The sequence below is a fragment of the Zhongshania guokunii genome, assembly GCF_040892635.1.
GTDB lineage: Bacteria > Pseudomonadota > Gammaproteobacteria > Pseudomonadales > Spongiibacteraceae > Spongiibacter > Spongiibacter guokunii.
On record NZ_JBFRYA010000008.1, the window covers coordinates 120946 to 138817 of the forward strand.

18 protein-coding genes are annotated in these 17872 nt (G+C 51.5%); 9 read left to right on the top strand and 9 right to left on the bottom strand.

What is annotated here, in order from left to right; genetic code table 11:
- Positions 1–3: 3 nt before the first annotated feature.
- From hflD to AB4876_RS10810, 4 genes are read right to left on the bottom strand one after another with little or no spacing between them, the layout of a single operon-like run.
- Positions 4–657 carry a high frequency lysogenization protein HflD gene (hflD, locus tag AB4876_RS10795; protein ID WP_368381672.1) on the bottom strand — a complete coding sequence of 218 codons (654 nt, stop codon included), beginning with the start codon at positions 655–657 and terminating at the stop codon, positions 4–6.
- Positions 654–1769 (bottom strand): tRNA 2-thiouridine(34) synthase MnmA, encoded by a 1116-nt coding sequence (mnmA, locus tag AB4876_RS10800; protein ID WP_368381673.1) that lies wholly within the window; start codon positions 1767–1769, stop codon positions 654–656. Before mnmA ends, hflD begins: the two co-directional genes overlap by 4 nt.
- Complete coding sequence (locus AB4876_RS10805; RefSeq protein ID WP_368381674.1) at positions 1769–2215, bottom strand: NUDIX hydrolase; 447 nt, start codon at positions 2213–2215, stop codon at positions 1769–1771. Before AB4876_RS10805 ends, mnmA begins: the two co-directional genes overlap by 1 nt.
- A gap of 46 nt (positions 2216–2261) precedes the next feature.
- The gene (locus AB4876_RS10810; protein WP_368381675.1) at positions 2262–2912 is read right to left on the bottom strand and encodes a pseudouridine synthase; all 651 of its coding nucleotides are present in this window, start codon (positions 2910–2912) and stop codon (positions 2262–2264) included.
- Positions 2913–3064: 152 nt separating this feature from the next.
- Between AB4876_RS10810 and icd the strand changes: the two genes are divergently transcribed.
- Positions 3065–4321, top strand: coding sequence for an NADP-dependent isocitrate dehydrogenase (gene icd, locus AB4876_RS10815; RefSeq protein ID WP_368381676.1), 1257 nt, complete (start codon positions 3065–3067; stop codon positions 4319–4321).
- Between the two features lie 50 nt (positions 4322–4371).
- Here the strand turns inward: icd and AB4876_RS10820 are convergent, their stop codons facing one another.
- A complete protein-coding gene (locus AB4876_RS10820; RefSeq protein ID WP_368381677.1) occupies positions 4372–4593 on the bottom strand; it encodes a cold shock domain-containing protein in 222 nt (73 codons plus the stop codon).
- Positions 4594–4807: 214 nt separating this feature from the next.
- On the opposite strand from AB4876_RS10820, the gene clpS reads away from it, so the two are divergent.
- Entirely contained in the window at positions 4808–5137 is a 330-nt protein-coding gene (gene clpS / locus AB4876_RS10825) for an ATP-dependent Clp protease adapter ClpS (RefSeq protein WP_438273414.1), read from the top strand.
- Positions 5138–5168: 31 nt separating this feature from the next.
- Positions 5169–7448 (top strand): ATP-dependent Clp protease ATP-binding subunit ClpA, encoded by a 2280-nt coding sequence (clpA, locus tag AB4876_RS10830; RefSeq protein ID WP_301029749.1) that lies wholly within the window; start codon positions 5169–5171, stop codon positions 7446–7448.
- A 10-nt stretch (positions 7449–7458) separates the two neighbouring features.
- Here clpA and infA read toward each other — a convergent pair whose 3' ends face one another.
- The 4 genes from infA to trxB form a co-directional block, all read right to left on the bottom strand.
- Entirely contained in the window at positions 7459–7677 is a 219-nt protein-coding gene (gene infA / locus AB4876_RS10835; protein WP_008247839.1) for a translation initiation factor IF-1, read from the bottom strand.
- Between the two features lie 132 nt (positions 7678–7809).
- Positions 7810–8514 (bottom strand): arginyltransferase, encoded by a 705-nt coding sequence (locus AB4876_RS10840; RefSeq protein WP_368381680.1) that lies wholly within the window; start codon positions 8512–8514, stop codon positions 7810–7812.
- A complete protein-coding gene (gene aat / locus AB4876_RS10845; RefSeq protein WP_368381681.1) occupies positions 8511–9236 on the bottom strand; it encodes a leucyl/phenylalanyl-tRNA--protein transferase in 726 nt (241 codons plus the stop codon). Before aat ends, AB4876_RS10840 begins: the two co-directional genes overlap by 4 nt.
- A gap of 17 nt (positions 9237–9253) precedes the next feature.
- On the bottom strand, positions 9254–10204 hold the full coding sequence (trxB, locus tag AB4876_RS10850; RefSeq protein ID WP_368381683.1) for a thioredoxin-disulfide reductase: 951 nt from the start codon (positions 10202–10204) through the stop codon (positions 9254–9256).
- Between the two features lie 241 nt (positions 10205–10445).
- Here trxB and AB4876_RS10855 point away from each other — a divergent pair, with 241 nt between their 5' ends.
- Genes AB4876_RS10855 through cysG form a run of 6 tightly spaced genes read left to right on the top strand, consistent with a single transcriptional unit; the run spans position 10446 to position 17834 of the window.
- Positions 10446–12746, top strand: coding sequence for a DNA translocase FtsK (locus AB4876_RS10855; RefSeq protein WP_368381741.1), 2301 nt, complete (start codon positions 10446–10448; stop codon positions 12744–12746).
- A gap of 11 nt (positions 12747–12757) precedes the next feature.
- Positions 12758–13360, top strand: a complete 603-nt coding sequence (gene lolA / locus AB4876_RS10860) for an outer membrane lipoprotein periplasmic chaperone LolA (protein WP_301029756.1) — start codon at positions 12758–12760, stop codon at positions 13358–13360.
- 35 nt (positions 13361–13395) lie between these two features.
- Entirely contained in the window at positions 13396–14655 is a 1260-nt protein-coding gene (locus tag AB4876_RS10865) for a replication-associated recombination protein A (RefSeq protein WP_368381743.1), read from the top strand.
- A gap of 44 nt (positions 14656–14699) precedes the next feature.
- The gene (crcB, locus tag AB4876_RS10870; protein ID WP_301029758.1) at positions 14700–15077 is read left to right on the top strand and encodes a fluoride efflux transporter CrcB; all 378 of its coding nucleotides are present in this window, start codon (positions 14700–14702) and stop codon (positions 15075–15077) included.
- Positions 15078–15123: 46 nt separating this feature from the next.
- Positions 15124–16428, top strand: coding sequence for a serine--tRNA ligase (gene serS, locus AB4876_RS10875; protein ID WP_368381684.1), 1305 nt, complete (start codon positions 15124–15126; stop codon positions 16426–16428).
- A gap of 2 nt (positions 16429–16430) precedes the next feature.
- Positions 16431–17834: a siroheme synthase CysG gene (gene cysG / locus AB4876_RS10880; RefSeq protein ID WP_368381685.1), complete on the top strand. Its 1404-nt coding sequence runs from the start codon at positions 16431–16433 to the stop codon at positions 17832–17834.
- Positions 17835–17872 lie beyond the last annotated feature (38 nt).

Consider the following 17872-nt stretch of genomic DNA (forward strand, 5'->3'; position numbering starts at 1 on the left):
GAGTTAACGGGGAATTTCAGTGCTGAGCAGCTGTTTGGTTTGGGCAAAAAGCCGGTTGCGCTGAAAGACGAGCTTCCAGCGGCTGCCACCTACTTGGCGCCACAAATACGCTGCGCGTATCGAGGCGAGTAGTAAGCTGCGTATACGTGCTGCATTATTAGCATTTTGTAGCTCTTGGGCGCTGCCGGTTATTTGTATTCGGAAATTGTACTTTGATATTGTATCTTGATAAATTGATGAAAGAGATGAGCTTAAGGTACTGATATCTATATTATTCATCTCTCTATTTTTTTCGGCGTGCTGAAGTCTGTTGCGCAGTAGTGCTGAGGTAGTATCGTCGCCCCGCAGTTTTTTGTGTAAATGTAAGATGCCTAGGCAATAGCGCATAACCGCGCGGCGCTCGCCGTAATCATTGCCGCTTAGCAGGTCGCGCAGGCCGCGGATGCCCACCTCTAGGTTTTCGATGCCGCCATAGGCTTCTTCAACGGTGGTTGCTGAAAATGCGAAAAGGCTATTAATAGACGCCTCAAGTGCCTGGGGTTCGGCTTGACCAGTGCGGGCTATTTGATCGACCAGCACAGTGCCTTGCACAATTGCCGCGAGGGCGAGGGTTTGCTGCCTTGCGAGTTGCTCGGGTTTGCTCACTGCACTACTCATAAATAATTAAACCCTGCTTCGATAGCACCGCCACCAAGGCAGATGTCGTCGTCGTAAAACACCACTGATTGACCCGGGGTGATAGCGCGCTGGGCATCGCTAAAATGCACTTCAAAGCCCCTGTCGGTGGCGCGAATTTCGCAATCTTGATCGGCTTGCCGGTAGCGGGTTTTAGCCTTGCAGCTATGGGGTAGCGCTGGCGCTTGTCCGCTAATCCAGTGGATCTCGCCAACTTGCAGGGCTTGTTTAAACAGCGATGGGTGTTGGCCGCCTTGGGCGACCAGCAAGACGTTGCGGTCTAAATTTTTGTCTACAACATACCAGGGCTCTTCGCCGCCGCCCTTAACGCCGCCAATCCCCAAGCCCTGACGCTGGCCAATGGTGTGATACATCAAACCGCTGTGCTCGCCCATATCTAGGCCGTCCAAACTTTCAATGCGGCCAGGCTTGGCGGGCAGGTATTGCTGCAAAAAGTCTTTAAAGCGGCGCTCACCAATAAAGCATATACCGGTACTGTCTTTTTTGTTGTGAGTGATAAGGCCGTGTTCTTCGGCAAGGGCGCGCACCACGGGCTTTTCAATTTCGCCTACGGGGAATAGTGTTTTAGCTAGCTGTTCGCTGCCCACGGCGTGGAGAAAATAGCTCTGGTCTTTGTTGGCGTCGAGGCCTTTTAGCAGTTGACTGCTGCCGTCAACATCGCGGCGGCGGGTGTAGTGACCAGTGGCGATGTAGTCGGCGCCCAGCACTAAGGCGTAATCAAGGAAGGCCTTAAATTTAATTTCGCGATTGCAGAGAATGTCTGGGTTGGGCGTGCGGCCTGCCTTATACTCCGCCAAAAAGTGCTCAAAGACATTGTCCCAATATTCGCTGGCAAAATTGGCGGTGTGCAGGTGAATACCCAAGGTTTTGCATACTGCAGCGGCATCGGCCAAATCATCTTTAGCGGTGCAGTATTCGGTGCCGTCGTCTTCGTCCCAGTTTTTCATAAACAGGCCTTCGACCTGATAACCCTGCTGCATTAATAGCAGGGCGGAAACCGAGGAATCGACGCCGCCGGACATGCCGACGATAACCTTGGTTGTACTGTTGTCTGGGCTTGTGCTTTGCTGCATTAGCGTGTTCCGTAAATCATTGACAGGGGGTAGCGGTGGCCGGCGAGATAGCGCTCCAAGCACTCCAGCACCAGTGGGCTGCGCAGCATGGCGCGGCGCTCGCGGAGCTCTTCTACCGTTAGCCAAATGGCTTGCTCAATATCGCTATCGAGTGGTTGCTCGGGGCAAAAGGCGATTGGCTTGGCAAAAAAACTGGTGCGCTGATAGGTCACGCCGTTACTCGGTGCGGTGTATAAACCCAGGCCTACGACACCTAGGATCTCAACCCGCCACTGGGTCTCTTCTAACGTTTCGCGACAGGCAGCTTCTATTAGGCTCTCATTCTGTTCGAGGTGGCCGGCGGGCTGATTGATTACCCGCTGTCCATGTTTGATTTCTTCAACAAACAAAAATTTGCCGTCGTTCTCAACCAAGGTTGCCACGGTGACGTGGGGCTGCCAGTCCATAGTCTTGTCCGAATACCAAAAGCGGAATTGTAACAGCTGCCGCCGCTCAGCGACTACGTTTGCGACCAGTGGGCCGAGGGCTTTTGTTGTGGGGCTTGTAATTAATGCGTCGTGACGCTGGCTTGTTTGGGCTAGCATAGCGCTTAAACTCATCGCTAAGTGTGATTTTTCGGTGCTCACCTGGTGCCAGGCCGTCGAGTGCCCAGTCGCCAATTGCGGCGCGAATCAAGCGCAGCGTGGGGAAGCCGACCGCGGCAGTCATGCGTCGAACCTGGCGATTGCGACCTTCGCTAATTTGCAGGCTAATCCAACTGGTGGGGATGGCGGCCCGAAAACGCACCGGTGGATCTCTGGGCCAGAGCGGGTCAGGCTCGGCGATGCGCTCGGCATTGGCCGGAAGGGTGGGGCCGTCCTTTAGTGTGACTCCAGTGCGAAGTTGAGCTAGTGCTGAATCGCTTATTTCCCCTTCGACTTGCGCCCAGTAGGTTTTTTTAAGTTTGTGGCGCGGATGGCTTATTTGGTGCTGCAATTCGCCATCGCCGGTTAAAATCATTAGGCCTTCAGAGTCATAATCTAGCCGTCCCGCTGGATATATCGCGGGTATACTGATGTAATCAGCTAGGGTGGCGCGGCCATCCGAGTCAGTGAACTGGCTCATAACCTGAAAGGGTTTGTTGAAAATAAAAATGTCGCTCACGTTAAAATAGGCTCATTCATAGAAGAAATCTCGGTATAAAGTGTTACAATGTCGCGCTTTTTACCGAAGCTGTATTGTACCTAATACAGTCATTCTTCGTATTGTGAGCAAGTGCGAGCAAAGATACTAACTGATAAACCATGGAGTCAAAAATGGGATACCAACATATCAAGGTACCTGCAGAGGGCGAGAAAATCACCGTTAATGCGGATCTCTCCTTGAACGTACCCGATCGGCCAGTAATACCTTTTATCGAAGGCGATGGCATCGGGATCGATATTACTCCGGTGATGATCAACGTTGTTGATGCAGCCGTTCAAAAAGCCTATTCAGGCGCGAAAAAAATCAGCTGGATGGAGATTTACACTGGCGAGAAAGCCGCTGAGCTTTACGACGGCGACTGGTTCCCAGCAGAGACTCTTGATGCGATTAAAGATTATGTTGTCGCTATCAAAGGTCCATTAACTACGCCTGTTGGCGGCGGTTTCCGCTCTTTGAACGTAGCGCTGCGCCAAGAGCTCGATCTGTATGTTTGTCAGCGTCCGGTTCGCTGGTTCGAAGGTGTACCTTCACCTGTTAAAGAGCCCGGCAAGACCAATATGGTTATTTTCCGCGAAAACTCTGAAGATATCTATGCAGGTATTGAATGGAAAGCGGGCACTCCTGAAGCAACTAAAATCATTGATTTTCTTCAGGATGAAATGGGCGTTACTAAAATTCGCTTCCCACAGGATTGCGGTATTGGTATCAAGCCGGTTTCACAAGAAGGCACGAAGCGTCTTGTTCGCAAAGCTATTCAGTACACTATCGACCAAGACCTGCCATCGCTGACTATTGTCCACAAGGGCAATATCATGAAGTTCACCGAAGGCGCTTTCAAAACTTGGGCTTACGAGCTGGCAATGGAAGAGTTCGGTGGCGCACTGATCGACGGCGGTCCATGGGTGAGCATTAAGAATCCAAACACTGGCAAAGAGATCGTCATTAAAGACGTGATTGCTGATGCTATGCTCCAGCAAGTGCTGTTGCGCCCAGACGAGTACAGCGTTATTGCTACGCTTAACTTGAATGGCGATTACCTGTCTGACGCCCTGGCTGCTCAGGTTGGTGGTATCGGTATTGCACCCGGTGCGAACATGAGCGACAACATTGCACTGTTTGAAGCAACTCACGGTACTGCACCCAAGTACACGGGCCAAGACAAGGTGAACCCAGGTTCATTGATCCTGTCTGCAGAAATGATGTTGCGTCACTTGGGCTGGAATGAAGCGGCAGATTTAATTATTGCCGGCATGAACGGTGCTATTCAGGCTAAAACCGTAACCTATGATTTTGAGCGTTTGATGGAAGGTGCAACCTTACTGAAGTGTTCAGAGTTTGGTGATGCCATCGTTAAGCACATGGCGTAAAAAATCGTCGCCGCCCGCACAAGCGGGGGGCGATATTTCCTTTCGCGGCGCTATTCTTGCGTTTGCGTTTCAGCTGCTTTAATGTCGATTGCGTGCAGCCCCTTGGGACCAGGTTCAGCTTTAAAAACCACGGATTGCCCCGCTTTTAGCGTTTTGTAGCCTTCCATGGTGATGGCCGAATAGTGGGCGAAAATTTCATCTTCACCGCTTTCGGATACGATAAACCCATATCCTTTGGCGTTATTGAACCACTTTACAACACCGCTTTGCATAGCCTTTCTTCCTTAATTGTCGTTATAGTTATTGCGTAGTTGACGTAAACTGCCTTGTATTTCCGAATACAGCCCCCATTTTTAAAACAGTCCGGCCACCGCGTCAAGTAAAGACGTTGTAAGATGGGAAGTTGGTGAATTTCCCTATTGCGCGGGGTTATAGTGGTGATAAGCTCAGGTAACTTCAGTGAAAATGCAGATTAATATACAGAATATGGCTAACAAGCCGGAAGACGAGGATCACAGTAACGGTATCGCGGTTCAGGAATCAAAACCTGAATTAAAGAAACCACGTATGTATGCTGTGGTCTTACTTAACGATGACTATACGCCCATGGAGTTTGTTGTTGAGGTTTTGGAGGACTTCTTTTATTTGGATCGTCAGCGCGCGACGCAAGTCATGCTGGCCGTTCACACCAAGGGTAAGGGAGTGTGTGGAGTGTTCACCAAGGATATTGCGGAGACAAAAGCCGCGCTGGTGAACCAGTACGCTAGAGACAACGGTCATCCGCTACTTGCTGAGATAGAAGAGAGCGACGACTAACACTGGTAATTGCAGAAGGCGAATGTAGTCTATGTTGAGCAAAGACCTAGAAACAACTCTGAGTCAGGCATTTAAATCGGCTCGTAGTCGTCGGCATGAATTCATGACCGTCGAACATCTATTGCTAGCGCTGGCAGACAACGAAGCGGCCGTTAAGGTACTACTGGCCTGCGGCGCTGACTTGCTGCAGCTTAAGGGCGAGCTTAAAGAGTTTGTCGACGCAACCACCCCACGAATACCAGAAACCGATGTTGAGCGAGATACCCAGCCGACCTTGGGCTTTCAGCGTGTATTACAGCGCGCAGTATTCCACGTGCAATCCTCTGGTAAGCAAGAAGTCACTGGCGCCAATGTTCTAGTCGCTATTTTTAGCGAGCAGGAAAGTCAGGCGGTTTACTTCTTAAAGTCGCAGAGCGTTAATCGCTTGGATGTGGTCAATTTCATTACTCACGGCATCTCTAAAGTGTCTGGCGCCGAAGGCCTTGAACACGATCAAAGCCAAGACGCCGAGGGTGAAAATGCTGATCCTGAGCAGCGTCCATTGGAAAATTTTGCCACCAACCTTAACGCCGAAGCAAAAGCGGGTCGTATCGACCCCTTGATTGGGCGCGCCGAAGAGGTTGAGCGCGTTGCGCAAATTTTAACCCGTCGCCGTAAAAACAACCCCTTATTAGTGGGTGAGTCTGGTGTGGGTAAAACCGCAATTGCCGAAGGCCTGGCCAAGCGTATTGTTGACGGCGAAGTGCCCGATGTCTTGGTGGGTAGCGTGGTCTACTCGCTAGACATGGGCGCCTTGCTGGCCGGCACCAAATACCGTGGCGATTTTGAAAAGCGGCTTAAGGGTTTGCTGGCTGATCTTAAAAAACGTCCCGGCGCGATTTTGTTCATTGACGAGATTCACACCATTATTGGTGCCGGTGCCGCTTCCGGCGGTGTTATGGATGCCTCCAACCTATTGAAGCCACTGCTAAGCTCTGGCCAGATGCGCTGCATAGGTTCAACGACTTTCCAAGAATACCGCGGTATTTTTGATAAGGATCGCGCGCTAAGTCGCCGCTTCCAGAAAGTCGATGTTAATGAGCCATCTGTTGAAGACACTTATTTAATTCTTAAGGGCTTGCGCTCGCGCTTTGAAAGTCATCACGAATTAAAATACAGCGATGGCGCGCTGCGCTCTGCCGCGGAATTGTCTGCTCGGTATATAAATGACCGCTTTTTGCCCGATAAGGCGATTGATGTCATTGATGAAGCGGGTGCCTACCAGCGTCTGCAGAAGCCAGAAAACCGCGTTGAGAAAATTGATATTGCCGAGATCGAGGCCATTGTTGCGAAAATCGCCCGTATTCCACCTAAGAGTGTGTCGTCTGACGACCGCGCTTCGTTGGTGAAATTGGAAGATAATCTGAAAATGGTGGTTTTTGGTCAAGACAAAGCGGTTGCCGAGCTAAGTGCCTCGATCAAGTTGGCGAGGGCAGGCCTCAAATCACCAGAAAAGCCCATAGGCAGCTTTTTGCTGGCTGGGCCTACCGGTGTTGGTAAGACCGAAATTTGTCGGCAGCTGGCTAAGCTGCTGGGCTTGGAGCTTATTCGCTTCGATATGTCTGAGTATATGGAGCGCCACACCGTATCGCGGTTAATTGGCGCGCCCCCTGGCTATGTTGGTTTTGATCAAGGTGGCTTGTTGACCGACTCGGTAACCAAGCACCCGCACTCGGTGGTGTTGTTGGATGAGATCGAAAAGGCGCACCCAGATTTGTTTAATCTGTTATTGCAGGTTATGGATCACGGCTCGCTGACCGATAACAATGGTCGCAAAGCGGATTTTCGCAATGTGATCTTTGTGATGACAACCAATGCCGGTGCAGAAAGTATCAGTCGTCGTTCAATAGGCTTTACCGAGCAGGATAATCAAACCGATTCGACTGAAGCGATTAATCGTCTGTTTACCCCAGAGTTCCGCAACCGTCTCGATAGCGTAATCTCGTTCGAGCCTTTGCAGCCAGAGGTTGTGTTAACTGTGGTTGATAAGTTCTTGGTGGAATTGCAGGCGCAGCTAGACGACAAGAAGGTTGCTCTGCATGTTGATGATGAGGCGCGCCGCTGGTTGGTTGAGCACGGTTACGATAAGCACATGGGTGCTCGGCCAATGGCCAGAATTATCCAAGAGCATATCAAGAAGCCGTTAGCTGAACTGGTGTTGTTTGGCAGTCTTGAGAAATGCGGTGGCGTGGTTAATGTCAGCGTGAAAGGTGACAAGCTGGCCCTAGCTGCGGAGGCAGTGGAAGAAGAGGCGGGCCAGACCTGTGATTAGCAGGTATTTCTTAGCGGCCGCGGAAGGTGATGCGGCCTTTGCTTAGGTCATAGGGGGTTAATTCCACCTTGACCTTGTCACCAGTTAAAATCCTGATGTAATGCTTGCGCATTTTGCCTGAGATATGGGCAGTAACAACGTGTCCGTTTTCTAGGCGCACGCGAAAAGTAGTATTCGGCAAGGTGTCGATGACTTCGCCTTCCATTTCGATCTGGTCTTCTTTCGCCATTCGGCAACTATCCTCGAGAGTCTTTAAAATTAAGTGCAATGCACTGAAGCCACGTAGGGCCGTCAAAACTGCGCGCATTTTGCCCTAATTTACGCCTGATGGCAATTTGCAGCGTCAATTGTGGAGATATGCTTAATTTAAACGCAGCCAACGGTTGCTCATTAGCAGTTCTATTGGCTTGTAGTCGGTTTTATAACGCATTTTTTGGCAGTCGCGAATCCAATAGCCAAGGTAAAGATAGGGTAGTGCGAGGTCTTTGCAGCGCGAAATTTGCCAAAGAATACCGTAAACACCCAAGCTGCGCTGAGGGAAATCAGGATCATAAAAGGTGTAAATTGCGGATAAGCCATCATCTAATACGTCGGTAACAGCGATCGCAATCAGCTGCTCGGCCAAGTAAAAATGAATATATTGGCTGGCCTCGCTACCTTGGCCTAAAAAACTATCAAATTGCTGGCGCGACGGCGGATACATATCACCGTCGCGATGACGGCTGTTTATGTATTTCTCATAAAGCGCGTAGGCGTTGTCGGCTGGGCTATCTGAAATGCGGGCTTTTAAATCACTATTGCGGTTGGCGACTTTGCGTTGGGTGCGGCTAGGTTTAAATAAATTAACAGGCACTCGTGACGCAATACATGCCTTGCAATCTCCGCAGTCGGGGCGGTAGATGTGAACGCCACTGCGGCGAAAGCCGCGGCGCGATAACTCGCTATAGACCGGTGTAGAGATATTGGCATCGGGGTCGATGAAAAGCGTTTTTGCTTCACGGTCGCCAAAATAGCTACAGGGGTGGGGATGAGTAGCGTAAAGCTTGATTTGCTTGTCGTCAGTCATGCGCTGGCCACTGGCGGCTTGCCGTAATACCAGTCGAGGGTCCATTTTGCTGGTGCGCACTCAATGTTGGTGTATGACTGTAGGCATTTTTTGAAGCTTGCACGATCCATTTCCTCCGCGCCCATGGTCTCAAGATAATCGTTACTTATCTGACAATCAATGAGGGGGAAGCCCCATTCTTGCAATTGACCGCAAAGATGAACAAAAGCAATTTTTGAGGCATTTGACTCGCGGCTAAACATCGACTCGCCGTAAAACATTTTGCCAATTGCCACGCCGTAAAGACCACCAATTAGCTTGCCGTGACGCCATACTTCTACCGAATGTGCCCAGCCGGCGTTGTGTAAGTTTTGGTATGCGCTGCGCATGTCATCAGAAATCCACGTGCCTGGTCGCTTTTGGCTCAGCTCGGCGCAGCCTTGTATTACGCCACCAAAATCCTGATCAAAGCTCACGTCGTATTCGAAACGGCGCAATTCTTTGCGCAGGCTGCGAGCAATATGCAGGCGTTCGGGAAATACCACCGCACGGGGTTGTGGCGCCCACCATAAAATGGGCTGAGACTCCTCATACCACGGAAATATACCCTGCCGATAAGCGGCTAAAAGTCGCGGTACGCTGAGATCACCGCCAACGGCCAACAGGCCGTTGGGGTCCTCTAACGCAGATTCAATGGCTGGGAAACGCAGGTCAGTCGGATCTAGCCATGGAATGGCGGACATTGATTAAGTTGCCGTACTTAAGCCAAATCGTCTAGGTAGCGTTCGGCATCCAGTGCCGCCATGCAGCCAAAACCTGCCGAAGTTACCGCTTGGCGATAAATGTGGTCGGCCACATCGCCAGCAGCAAATACACCTTCTACGCTAGTCCGGGTAGCATTACCCTCGGTGCCGCTGTGAATTTTAAGATAGCCATCTTTCATTTCAAGTTGACCTTGGAAAATATCGGTATTGGGCTTGTGGCCAATCGCGATAAATACCCCGGCTACGTCGATTTCCTGACTGTCTCCACCTTTGGTGCTGTTCAGGCGCAAACCAGTTACGCCGCTGTCGTCACCTAAAACTTCATCTAATTGGTGGTTCCAGAGGATGTTGATATTGCCATTCTCGGCGCGTTCGAGCAGCTTGTCTTGCAAAATTTTCTCCGAGCGCAGGCTGTCGCGACGGTGTACTAAAGTTACTTCAGAGGCGATATTCGACAGATACAGCGCTTCTTCAACTGCGGTGTTACCACCGCCAATAACCGCTACTTTCTTGCCGCGGTAGAAAAAACCGTCGCAGGTTGCGCAGGCGGATACGCCCTTACCCATGAATGTTTCTTCAGAGGGCAGGCCAAGGTATTGCGCAGAGGCGCCAGTCGCAATAATTAAGGCGTCGCAAGTATAGGTTTTACTGCCGGTAAGGGTGAACGGCTTGTTTTTAAGGTCTACTGATTCAATGTGGTCAAAAAGCACCTGGGTATCGAAGCGCTCGGCATGTTCCTGCATTCTCTGCATGAGCTCAGGACCTTGAACGCCGTTTTGATCGCCAGGCCAGTTATCAACATCAGTGGTGGTAGTTAACTGACCACCTTGTTGAATGCCGGTAATAACCACGGGATTCAAGTTGGCGCGGGCGGCGTAGACCGCAGCAGTATAGCCGGCAGGGCCTGAGCCGAGAATTATCAGGCGGTGGTGTTGACTGTCGCTCATAAATCACTGTATCCAAGCAGGGGGATTGAACTTCGATCAATCCAAAATGACTGAGAATAGACGCATATCATAGGGTAATTCACTATCGGCAGCAAAAGCTCTGTGCGGCGACAAGTGTCATGACATAGTGCTAATATTGGGATCGTTTATGCTTTTTCAATGCCTTTTGTCAGGCAGTGCGTAAATTTTACGCACAAACTTAGGAAACCGTTTTCTTTTGCCAAAATCAACATCAGCTTCCATGGTGGAAAACCGTGAAATTTTAAATTTGCGTCTGCGCGAAGGTTTGTTAATTGCCTTTGTTGCGGTGTGTATTTATATCTTTGTCTCGCTACTGAGTTATAGCGGCAATGATCCCGGCTGGTCGCGTACCGGCAATGGCGATAGCGTGGTTAATACTGGTGGTCCAGTCGGAGCGTGGCTGGCTGACGTATTCTTCGCGCTGTTCGGGTTTATGGCGTATTTATTTCCTGCCATGCTCGGCTTTAGAGCGTGGCGGTTATTTAGGGAACGTTATCGTCCCGCCGGATTCGATACCCTGATTTTTGTGCTGCGCTTAATCGGCTTGGTGCTGGTAATGATTTCCAGTACCGGTCTCGCCGCCAACGGTGATTACGGTAATAGTGGCCTGCCATTTGGCGCGGGAGGGGTGCTGGGCGACGCGGTAGGCCATGCCACCATGACATCGTTTAACGAGTTTGGTAGCCGCCTGCTATTAATTGCGATTTTACTGTTTGGCTTGACCATATTTACCGATCTGTCTTGGATCAGGCTGATGGATTCTCTTGGTGAGCACACATTAAGGCTGTTTGATCGGGGCCGAGAAAAACTATATAAATATAAATTAGCCCGTCATGAGCGCCGCAAAGCCTCCGCGGCCAAGCAGCAGCGTCATGAGTCTGTGGCTAAAAAAACTGAAATTCAAAAGACTCGTATTCCCCCGCAAATAGCGCCGCCACCAAAGCCAGTGGCAAAGTCGAGTCGGCCCGATAAAGAACGCCAAGCATCGCTATTTGACGGCCCCGTGACCGGTACTTTGCCGTCGTTGAGCCTGCTCGATAAGGCAATTCACAATCCCGATCGTGGCTATTCACCCGAAACCCTCGAGGCGATGTCGCGGTTGCTTGAAATTAAACTGCTTGATTTTGGCGTGTCTGCCAAAGTGGTAGCGGTTTTCCCAGGTCCGGTTATCACTCGCTTTGAGCTGGAGCCCGACGCGGGGGTTAAAGTCAGCAAAATTTCTAATTTGGTAAAAGATTTGGCGCGCTCGCTGGCGGTTATTAGTGTGCGGGTTGTCGAGGTAATTCCAGGTAAACCCTATGTGGGTATCGAAATCCCCAACGAAGATCGCGAAATAGTTAATTTTCACGACGTGCTGTCGTCCGAGGCTTTCGATTCCTGCAAATCGCCGTTAACGCTTGCGCTCGGTCACGATATTTCGGGCGAGCCGGTGTGTGCCGATCTGGGCAAAATGCCTCATTTGTTGGTGGCGGGCACCACCGGCTCGGGTAAATCAGTGGGCGTTAATGCCATGCTGATTAGCTTGCTCTATAAGTCGACGCCGGAAGAAGTGCGATTGATGCTGGTCGATCCGAAGATGCTGGAATTGTCGGTATACGATGGCATTCCGCATTTGTTAACACCGGTCATTACCGATATGAAAGACGCAGCTAATGGCCTGCGCTGGTGTGTTGCTGAAATGGAGCGACGCTACAAGCTAATGTCGAAAATGGGTGTGCGTAATCTTGCTGGCTTTAACCGCAAAATAAAGGATGCCATCTTGGCGGGGGAGCCGATTAAAGATCCTCTGTGGAAGCCGGAAGAACATTATCAAGCGGGCTTAGAAGAAGCTCAGGCTCCAGATCTAGAGGTTTTGCCCTCAATCGTCGTGGTTATCGATGAATTTGCCGACATGATGATGATTGTTGGCAAAAAGGTCGAAGAGCTTATCGCGCGTATCGCCCAAAAGGCTCGCGCCGCTGGCATTCACCTGTTGCTAGCCACCCAGCGTCCCTCGGTGGATGTTATTACCGGTTTGATTAAGGCCAACGTGCCTACGCGGATTGGTTTCCAAGTGTCATCAAAAATAGATTCGCGAACGATTCTCGATCAGGGCGGCGCAGAGCAGTTACTCGGTCACGGCGATATGTTGTATCTGCCGCCGGGGGCCGGCATTCCGATTCGCGTTCACGGCGCCTTTGTGTCGGACGAAGAAGTTCACCGAGTGGTTGCCGACTGGAAACGACGGGGCGAGCCTCAGTATATTGACGGGCTTTTGGAAGAGGGTAGCAGTACCGACGCCATGCCTGGTATGCCGCCCGAAGGTGGTAGCGACGATGGCGAGGGCGATGCACTTTACGATGAAGCGGTGGCCTATGTTACTCAAAGCCGACGCGCCTCGATCTCTGCTGTACAGCGCAAATTGCGAATCGGCTATAATCGCGCCGCCCGATTAATTGAAACAATGGAGGCCGCTGGTGTCGTAACAGAGATGGCCAGTAACGGTAGTCGCGAAGTACTGGCTCCACCTCCATTTGAATAGAAGTAGAACCCATGCGCCAACTGTTAATATTTTTGTGTTTGTCAGTTTTCACTCTAACGGGGTTTGCCGAGGGCGATGTTGCCCAGTTGCACCTGCATCTCTCTGGCGCGCAAAGCCTCAATGCCAAGTTTGTGCAGCAAGTTCGGGATGTTGATGGCGAGCTTTTACAAGAGAGCAAGGGCACAATAGCCCTCAAACGGCCGAATAAAATACGCTGGGAAAGCATCGAGCCCTATCATTATTTATTGGTGAGCAACGGCCAAACCGTGTGGCGCTACGACGCCGACCTTGAACAACTCAATACCGAGGCCTTCGATGCCAATCTGGCGCAAACACCAGCCATGATCATTGGTATGTCGATAGACCAGCTGGCCGCCCAGTATGATGTGAATGTCAAAAAGAACGGCAATGCCCGCGAGTTTGTGCTCACGCCAAAACAGCCGGGCTCCTTCACCGAAATGGCCTTGATGTTCACCTGGGGCAAGCTTACAGGTATGCGCTTAACGGATACCCTTGAGCAAACCACTAAAATTGAATTTGTTAATCCCAAGTACAATAACCGCTTTAGCGACCGTGAATTTGAGTTTAATGAGGCTGAGGCGAGCAAGTCTTGACAGAAGCCGCTAGCAAAGCGCCTCTGGCGGCGCGTATGCGCCCCCAAACCCTAGATCACTATCTTGGCCAAGATCACCTTCTCGCGCCCGACAAGCCGCTGCGCAGGGCGCTAGATTCCGGTCAGCTCCATTCAATGATTTTTTGGGGGCCACCTGGCGTTGGCAAAACCACACTTGCGCAGTTAATCGCGCAGCTCTGCGACGCCCATTTTATTAGCATTTCGGCGGTGTTGGCGGGGGTTAAGGATATTCGCGCCGCGGTTGAAGACGCCAAACAGCAGCAATTCTTTCAGCGTCGTACTATCTTGTTTATTGACGAAGTACACCGCTTTAATAAATCCCAGCAAGATGCCTTTTTACCCTATGTGGAAGACGGCACCGTTATTTTTGTGGGCGCGACCACCGAAAACCCTTCCTTTGAAATTAATAACGCTTTGTTGTCGCGTGCGCGTGTTTACCAATTAAACCCCCTTAGCGATGCCGCAATTGTTGATATTGTCCGCAACGCCGCTAGCCACGAAGGTTTACAGATAGCGCAGGCAGAGGTCGAGCGAATTGCTCGCCATGCCGATGGCGATGGTCGTCGCGCTTTGAATTTACTCGAGATTGCCGGTGATATGCTCAGCGGCAGCGCCGAGCGCGAGTTGCACGGCGATGTTATCGATCAGGTGCTCAGCGGTCAGCCGCGGCGGTTCGATAAGGGCGGAGACCTTTTTTACGAGCAAATCTCAGCGCTGCACAAGGCAGTGCGCGGCAGCTCAGTGGATGGCGCCCTGTACTGGTTTGCGCGCATGCTCGACGGCGGCTGCGAGCCTTTGTATGTTGCGCGACGCTTGGTGCGCATGGCCAGTGAAGACATCGGCAATGCTGACCCCAGAGCGTTGCGACTATGCCTAGACGCATGGGAGGTTCAAGAGCGGCTTGGCAGCCCAGAAGGAGAGTTAGCCATGGCGCAAGCGGTGTGTTACTTAGCTGCCGCGCCGAAAAGTAATGCCGTGTATGCCGCGTATAATGCCGTGCGCCGCCAAATTACCGCATCCCCGAGCTACGATGTGCCGATGCATTTGCGTAATGCGCCAACCGGGATGATGAAAGACCAAGGCTTTGGCGAGGGCTATCGCTATGCCCACGATGAACCCGGCGCCTATGCGGCGGGTGAAAATTACCTGCCGGAAGCGCTAAAGGATGAGGTGTATTATCAGCCGGTTGATCGCGGGCTAGAGAAAAAAATCGCCGAAAAGCTGCGATATTTGCAGGAGCTTGATGATAGTGCTGCCTACAAGCGTTATCGTTGAGCTGAATGGGATAGAATAGCCACCCTGCTTGGAGACGATAACACGTGCAAATTTATTTACTTATCGCCCTTGGCGGGGCTTCTGGTGCGCTCAGTCGCTATGGCGTTGGCCGAATGGTCAGCCATTATTTGGCCCAAGAACACTGGCCGCTGGGCACCTTCGCGGTAAACTTTATTGGCTCCTTTGTGATTGGTGCCGTGTACGTGCTAATCACGGAAAGATCTGCGCTGCATGCAGATTGGCGCTATGTTTTGATGGTCGGCTTTTTGGGCGCATTTACCACTTTCTCCACGTTTTCACTGGAGTCGGTGGCGCTACTAGAGGCGGGAAAAATACTGGTGGCGCTGGCGTATATGCTCACCACATTGATTAGCTGCGTGGTCGCTTGCTGGCTAGGAATCGTGGTTTTGCGCGCTGCATAGTTTTATTATTTATTGAACAAATACAGATGCTTGGAGATTTACGTTAATGTTAGACATTAAGCAGGTTCGGCAAGATTCGCAGGCAATTGCCGAGGCGCTGAATAAGAAATATTTTAAATTTAACGCCGCAGAATTTGAGGCCTTAGATGCCAGCCGCAAGCAAGCGGACATGAACAGCCAGAACCTGCTGGCCGAGCGTAAAAAAGCCTCGAAGCAAATTGGCGAATTAATCAAAACCGGATTAAGTATTGATGAAGCCAAGGCCCAGGTGAACGAAACCTTGGCGAAAATCGAGTCGGAATTGGAAGCGCTTAAACAGCAGGCCAAAGATGCCAATGACGCCCTCGACCAGTTATTAATGGCGGTGCCGAATTTACCCGCCGCCGAGGTGCCCGAGGGTAAAGACGAAAGCTGCAATGTTGAAGTGTTGCGCTGGGGCCAGCCCCGCGAGTTCGACTTTGAGGTAAAAGACCACGTCGACGTGGGTGAAAACCTTGGTGGCCTCGATTTTGATACTGCCGCAAAAATCACCGGCAGCCGCTTTTCAGTTATGCGCGGCGGCCTCGCCAGAATGCACCGTGCGCTAATTCAACTAATGCTCGACACCCACACCCGCGAGCACGGCTACCAAGAAGTGTATGTGCCGTATATGGTTAATGCCGACTCTTTGCGCGGCACCGGTCAGCTGCCCAAATTTGAAGCCGATTTATTTAAATTGCAGGGTGATTCAGAGTATTACTTAATCCCCACCGCCGAAGTGCCGGTGACCAATATGTATCGCGACACGATTGTTGAGGCTGCGGAGCTGGAGAACGGTCTGCGTTTCACCTGCCACACCCCCTGTTTTCGCAGTGAAGCGGGCAGCTATGGCCGCGATACGCGGGGCATGATTCGCCAGCATCAATTTGAAAAAGTGGAGCTGGTGCAGTTTGTTCGTCCCGATCAGTCTGATGAGGCATTAGATACGCTAACCGGACACGCAGAAGCGATTTTGCAGCGCTTGGAGTTACCTTATCGCAAGGTTATTTTATGCGGTGGCGACCTCGGTTTCTCGGCCCGTAAAACCTACGATTTAGAAGTGTGGTTGCCGGGCCAAAGTGCTTACCGGGAAATTTCCTCATGCAGTAATTTTGGTGATTTCCAAGCGCGTAGAATGATGGCGCGCTGGCGCAACCCCGAGACCGGTAAGCCCGAGTTGCTGCACACGCTTAACGGCTCGGGTTTGGCGGTGGGCCGCACCTTGGTGGCGATTTTAGAAAACTACCAACAAGCGGATGGTTCCTTGACCGTACCCGAAGCCCTGCGTGGCTATATGGGCGGCATCGAAAGCCTGCAAGTAGGGGCCTGCTAAGTATGGAGTTCCTACCGCTATTCACCGACTTACGCAATAAACCCTGTTTATTAGTGGGCGGTGGCCAAGTTGCGCTGCGCAAGGCGCGCTTGCTGTGTAAGGCGGGGGCCAAGTTGCGTCTGGTTGCTCACGAAATATTGCCAGAGCTGGCAACGCTTTGCCTGAACGCGGGCGGCGAATGTATTCGCGGCGATTACGGCGACCATTTACTCGATGACGTATTTCTGGTCATTGCCGCCACCGATGATGAAGAATTGAATAAGCGGGTCTCGGAAGCTTGTCACGGGCGCCATATTCCTGTGAATGTAGTCGATAATCCGGATCTGTGCAGCGTGATTCTACCGGCGATTATTGACCGCTCGCCGCTGATTATCGCGGTGAGCAGCGGAGGCAAGAGTCCGGTGCTCGCGCGCTTAATGCGTTCGCGCTTAGAGGCCAGTATTCCCGCCACTTATGGCCGTTTGGCACATTTGGTGGGCAGTTTTCGCGACGCGGTAAAAGCCCGCTTCGCCGATATCGACGATCGCCGCCATTTTTGGGAGCAAACCCTGCAAGGCCCAATCGCCGAAATGGTGTTTGCCGGCAAAGATAAGGTTGCCAGCGATATGCTGAGCGAAGCCATTGCTAAGGCCGAAACTAGCTCGGGCGGCGAAGTGTATTTAATCGGGGCTGGCCCTGGTGATCCTGATTTAATGACATTTAAAGCACTGCGCTTACTACAGCGTGCCGATGTGGTTTTATACGACCGTTTGGTGGCACCTGCCATTGTTGATATGTGCCGCAAAGACGCCGAGCGAGTGTATGTGGGTAAAGCCCGCGCCGATCACGCAGTGCCCCAGCAAGATATTAATAAACTGCTGGTCAAATACGCTAAAGAGGGTAAAAAAGTTGCCCGCTTGAAAGGTGGCGACCCCTTTATATTCGGTCGTGGCGGCGAAGAGATCGAAGAACTTGCCGAGGAAAAAATCCCCTTTCAAGTGGTGCCTGGTATTACCGCTGCGTCTGGCTGCGCCAGTTATTCGGGCATCCCGCTCACGCACCGCGATTACGCACAATCTGTGCGCTTTGTAACGGGTCATTTAAAAGATCACAGCTTGAATCTGCCCTGGGCCGAATTGGTCCACCCTAATCAAACTGTGGTGTTTTATATGGGCCTAGTCGGCTTGCCGAGTATATGTGAGCAATTGATCGCCCACGGCCGTGGTGCCGACACCCCAATTGCGGTTATTCAGCAGGGCACCACACCAGAGCAAAAGGTGGTTGTGGCAACGTTGGCAACCATGGTCGACCGGCTAGTTGATGAACCTGTGCGGGCGCCGACCCTGATTATTGTTGGTGAAGTTGTAAGCCTGCGCGAAAAACTAGCCTGGTTTGAACTTCGCGATCTTGCTGGCAGCGCGGTGTAACACTGCGCTGCTTCGCGACTCTCATCTCTGAATACACC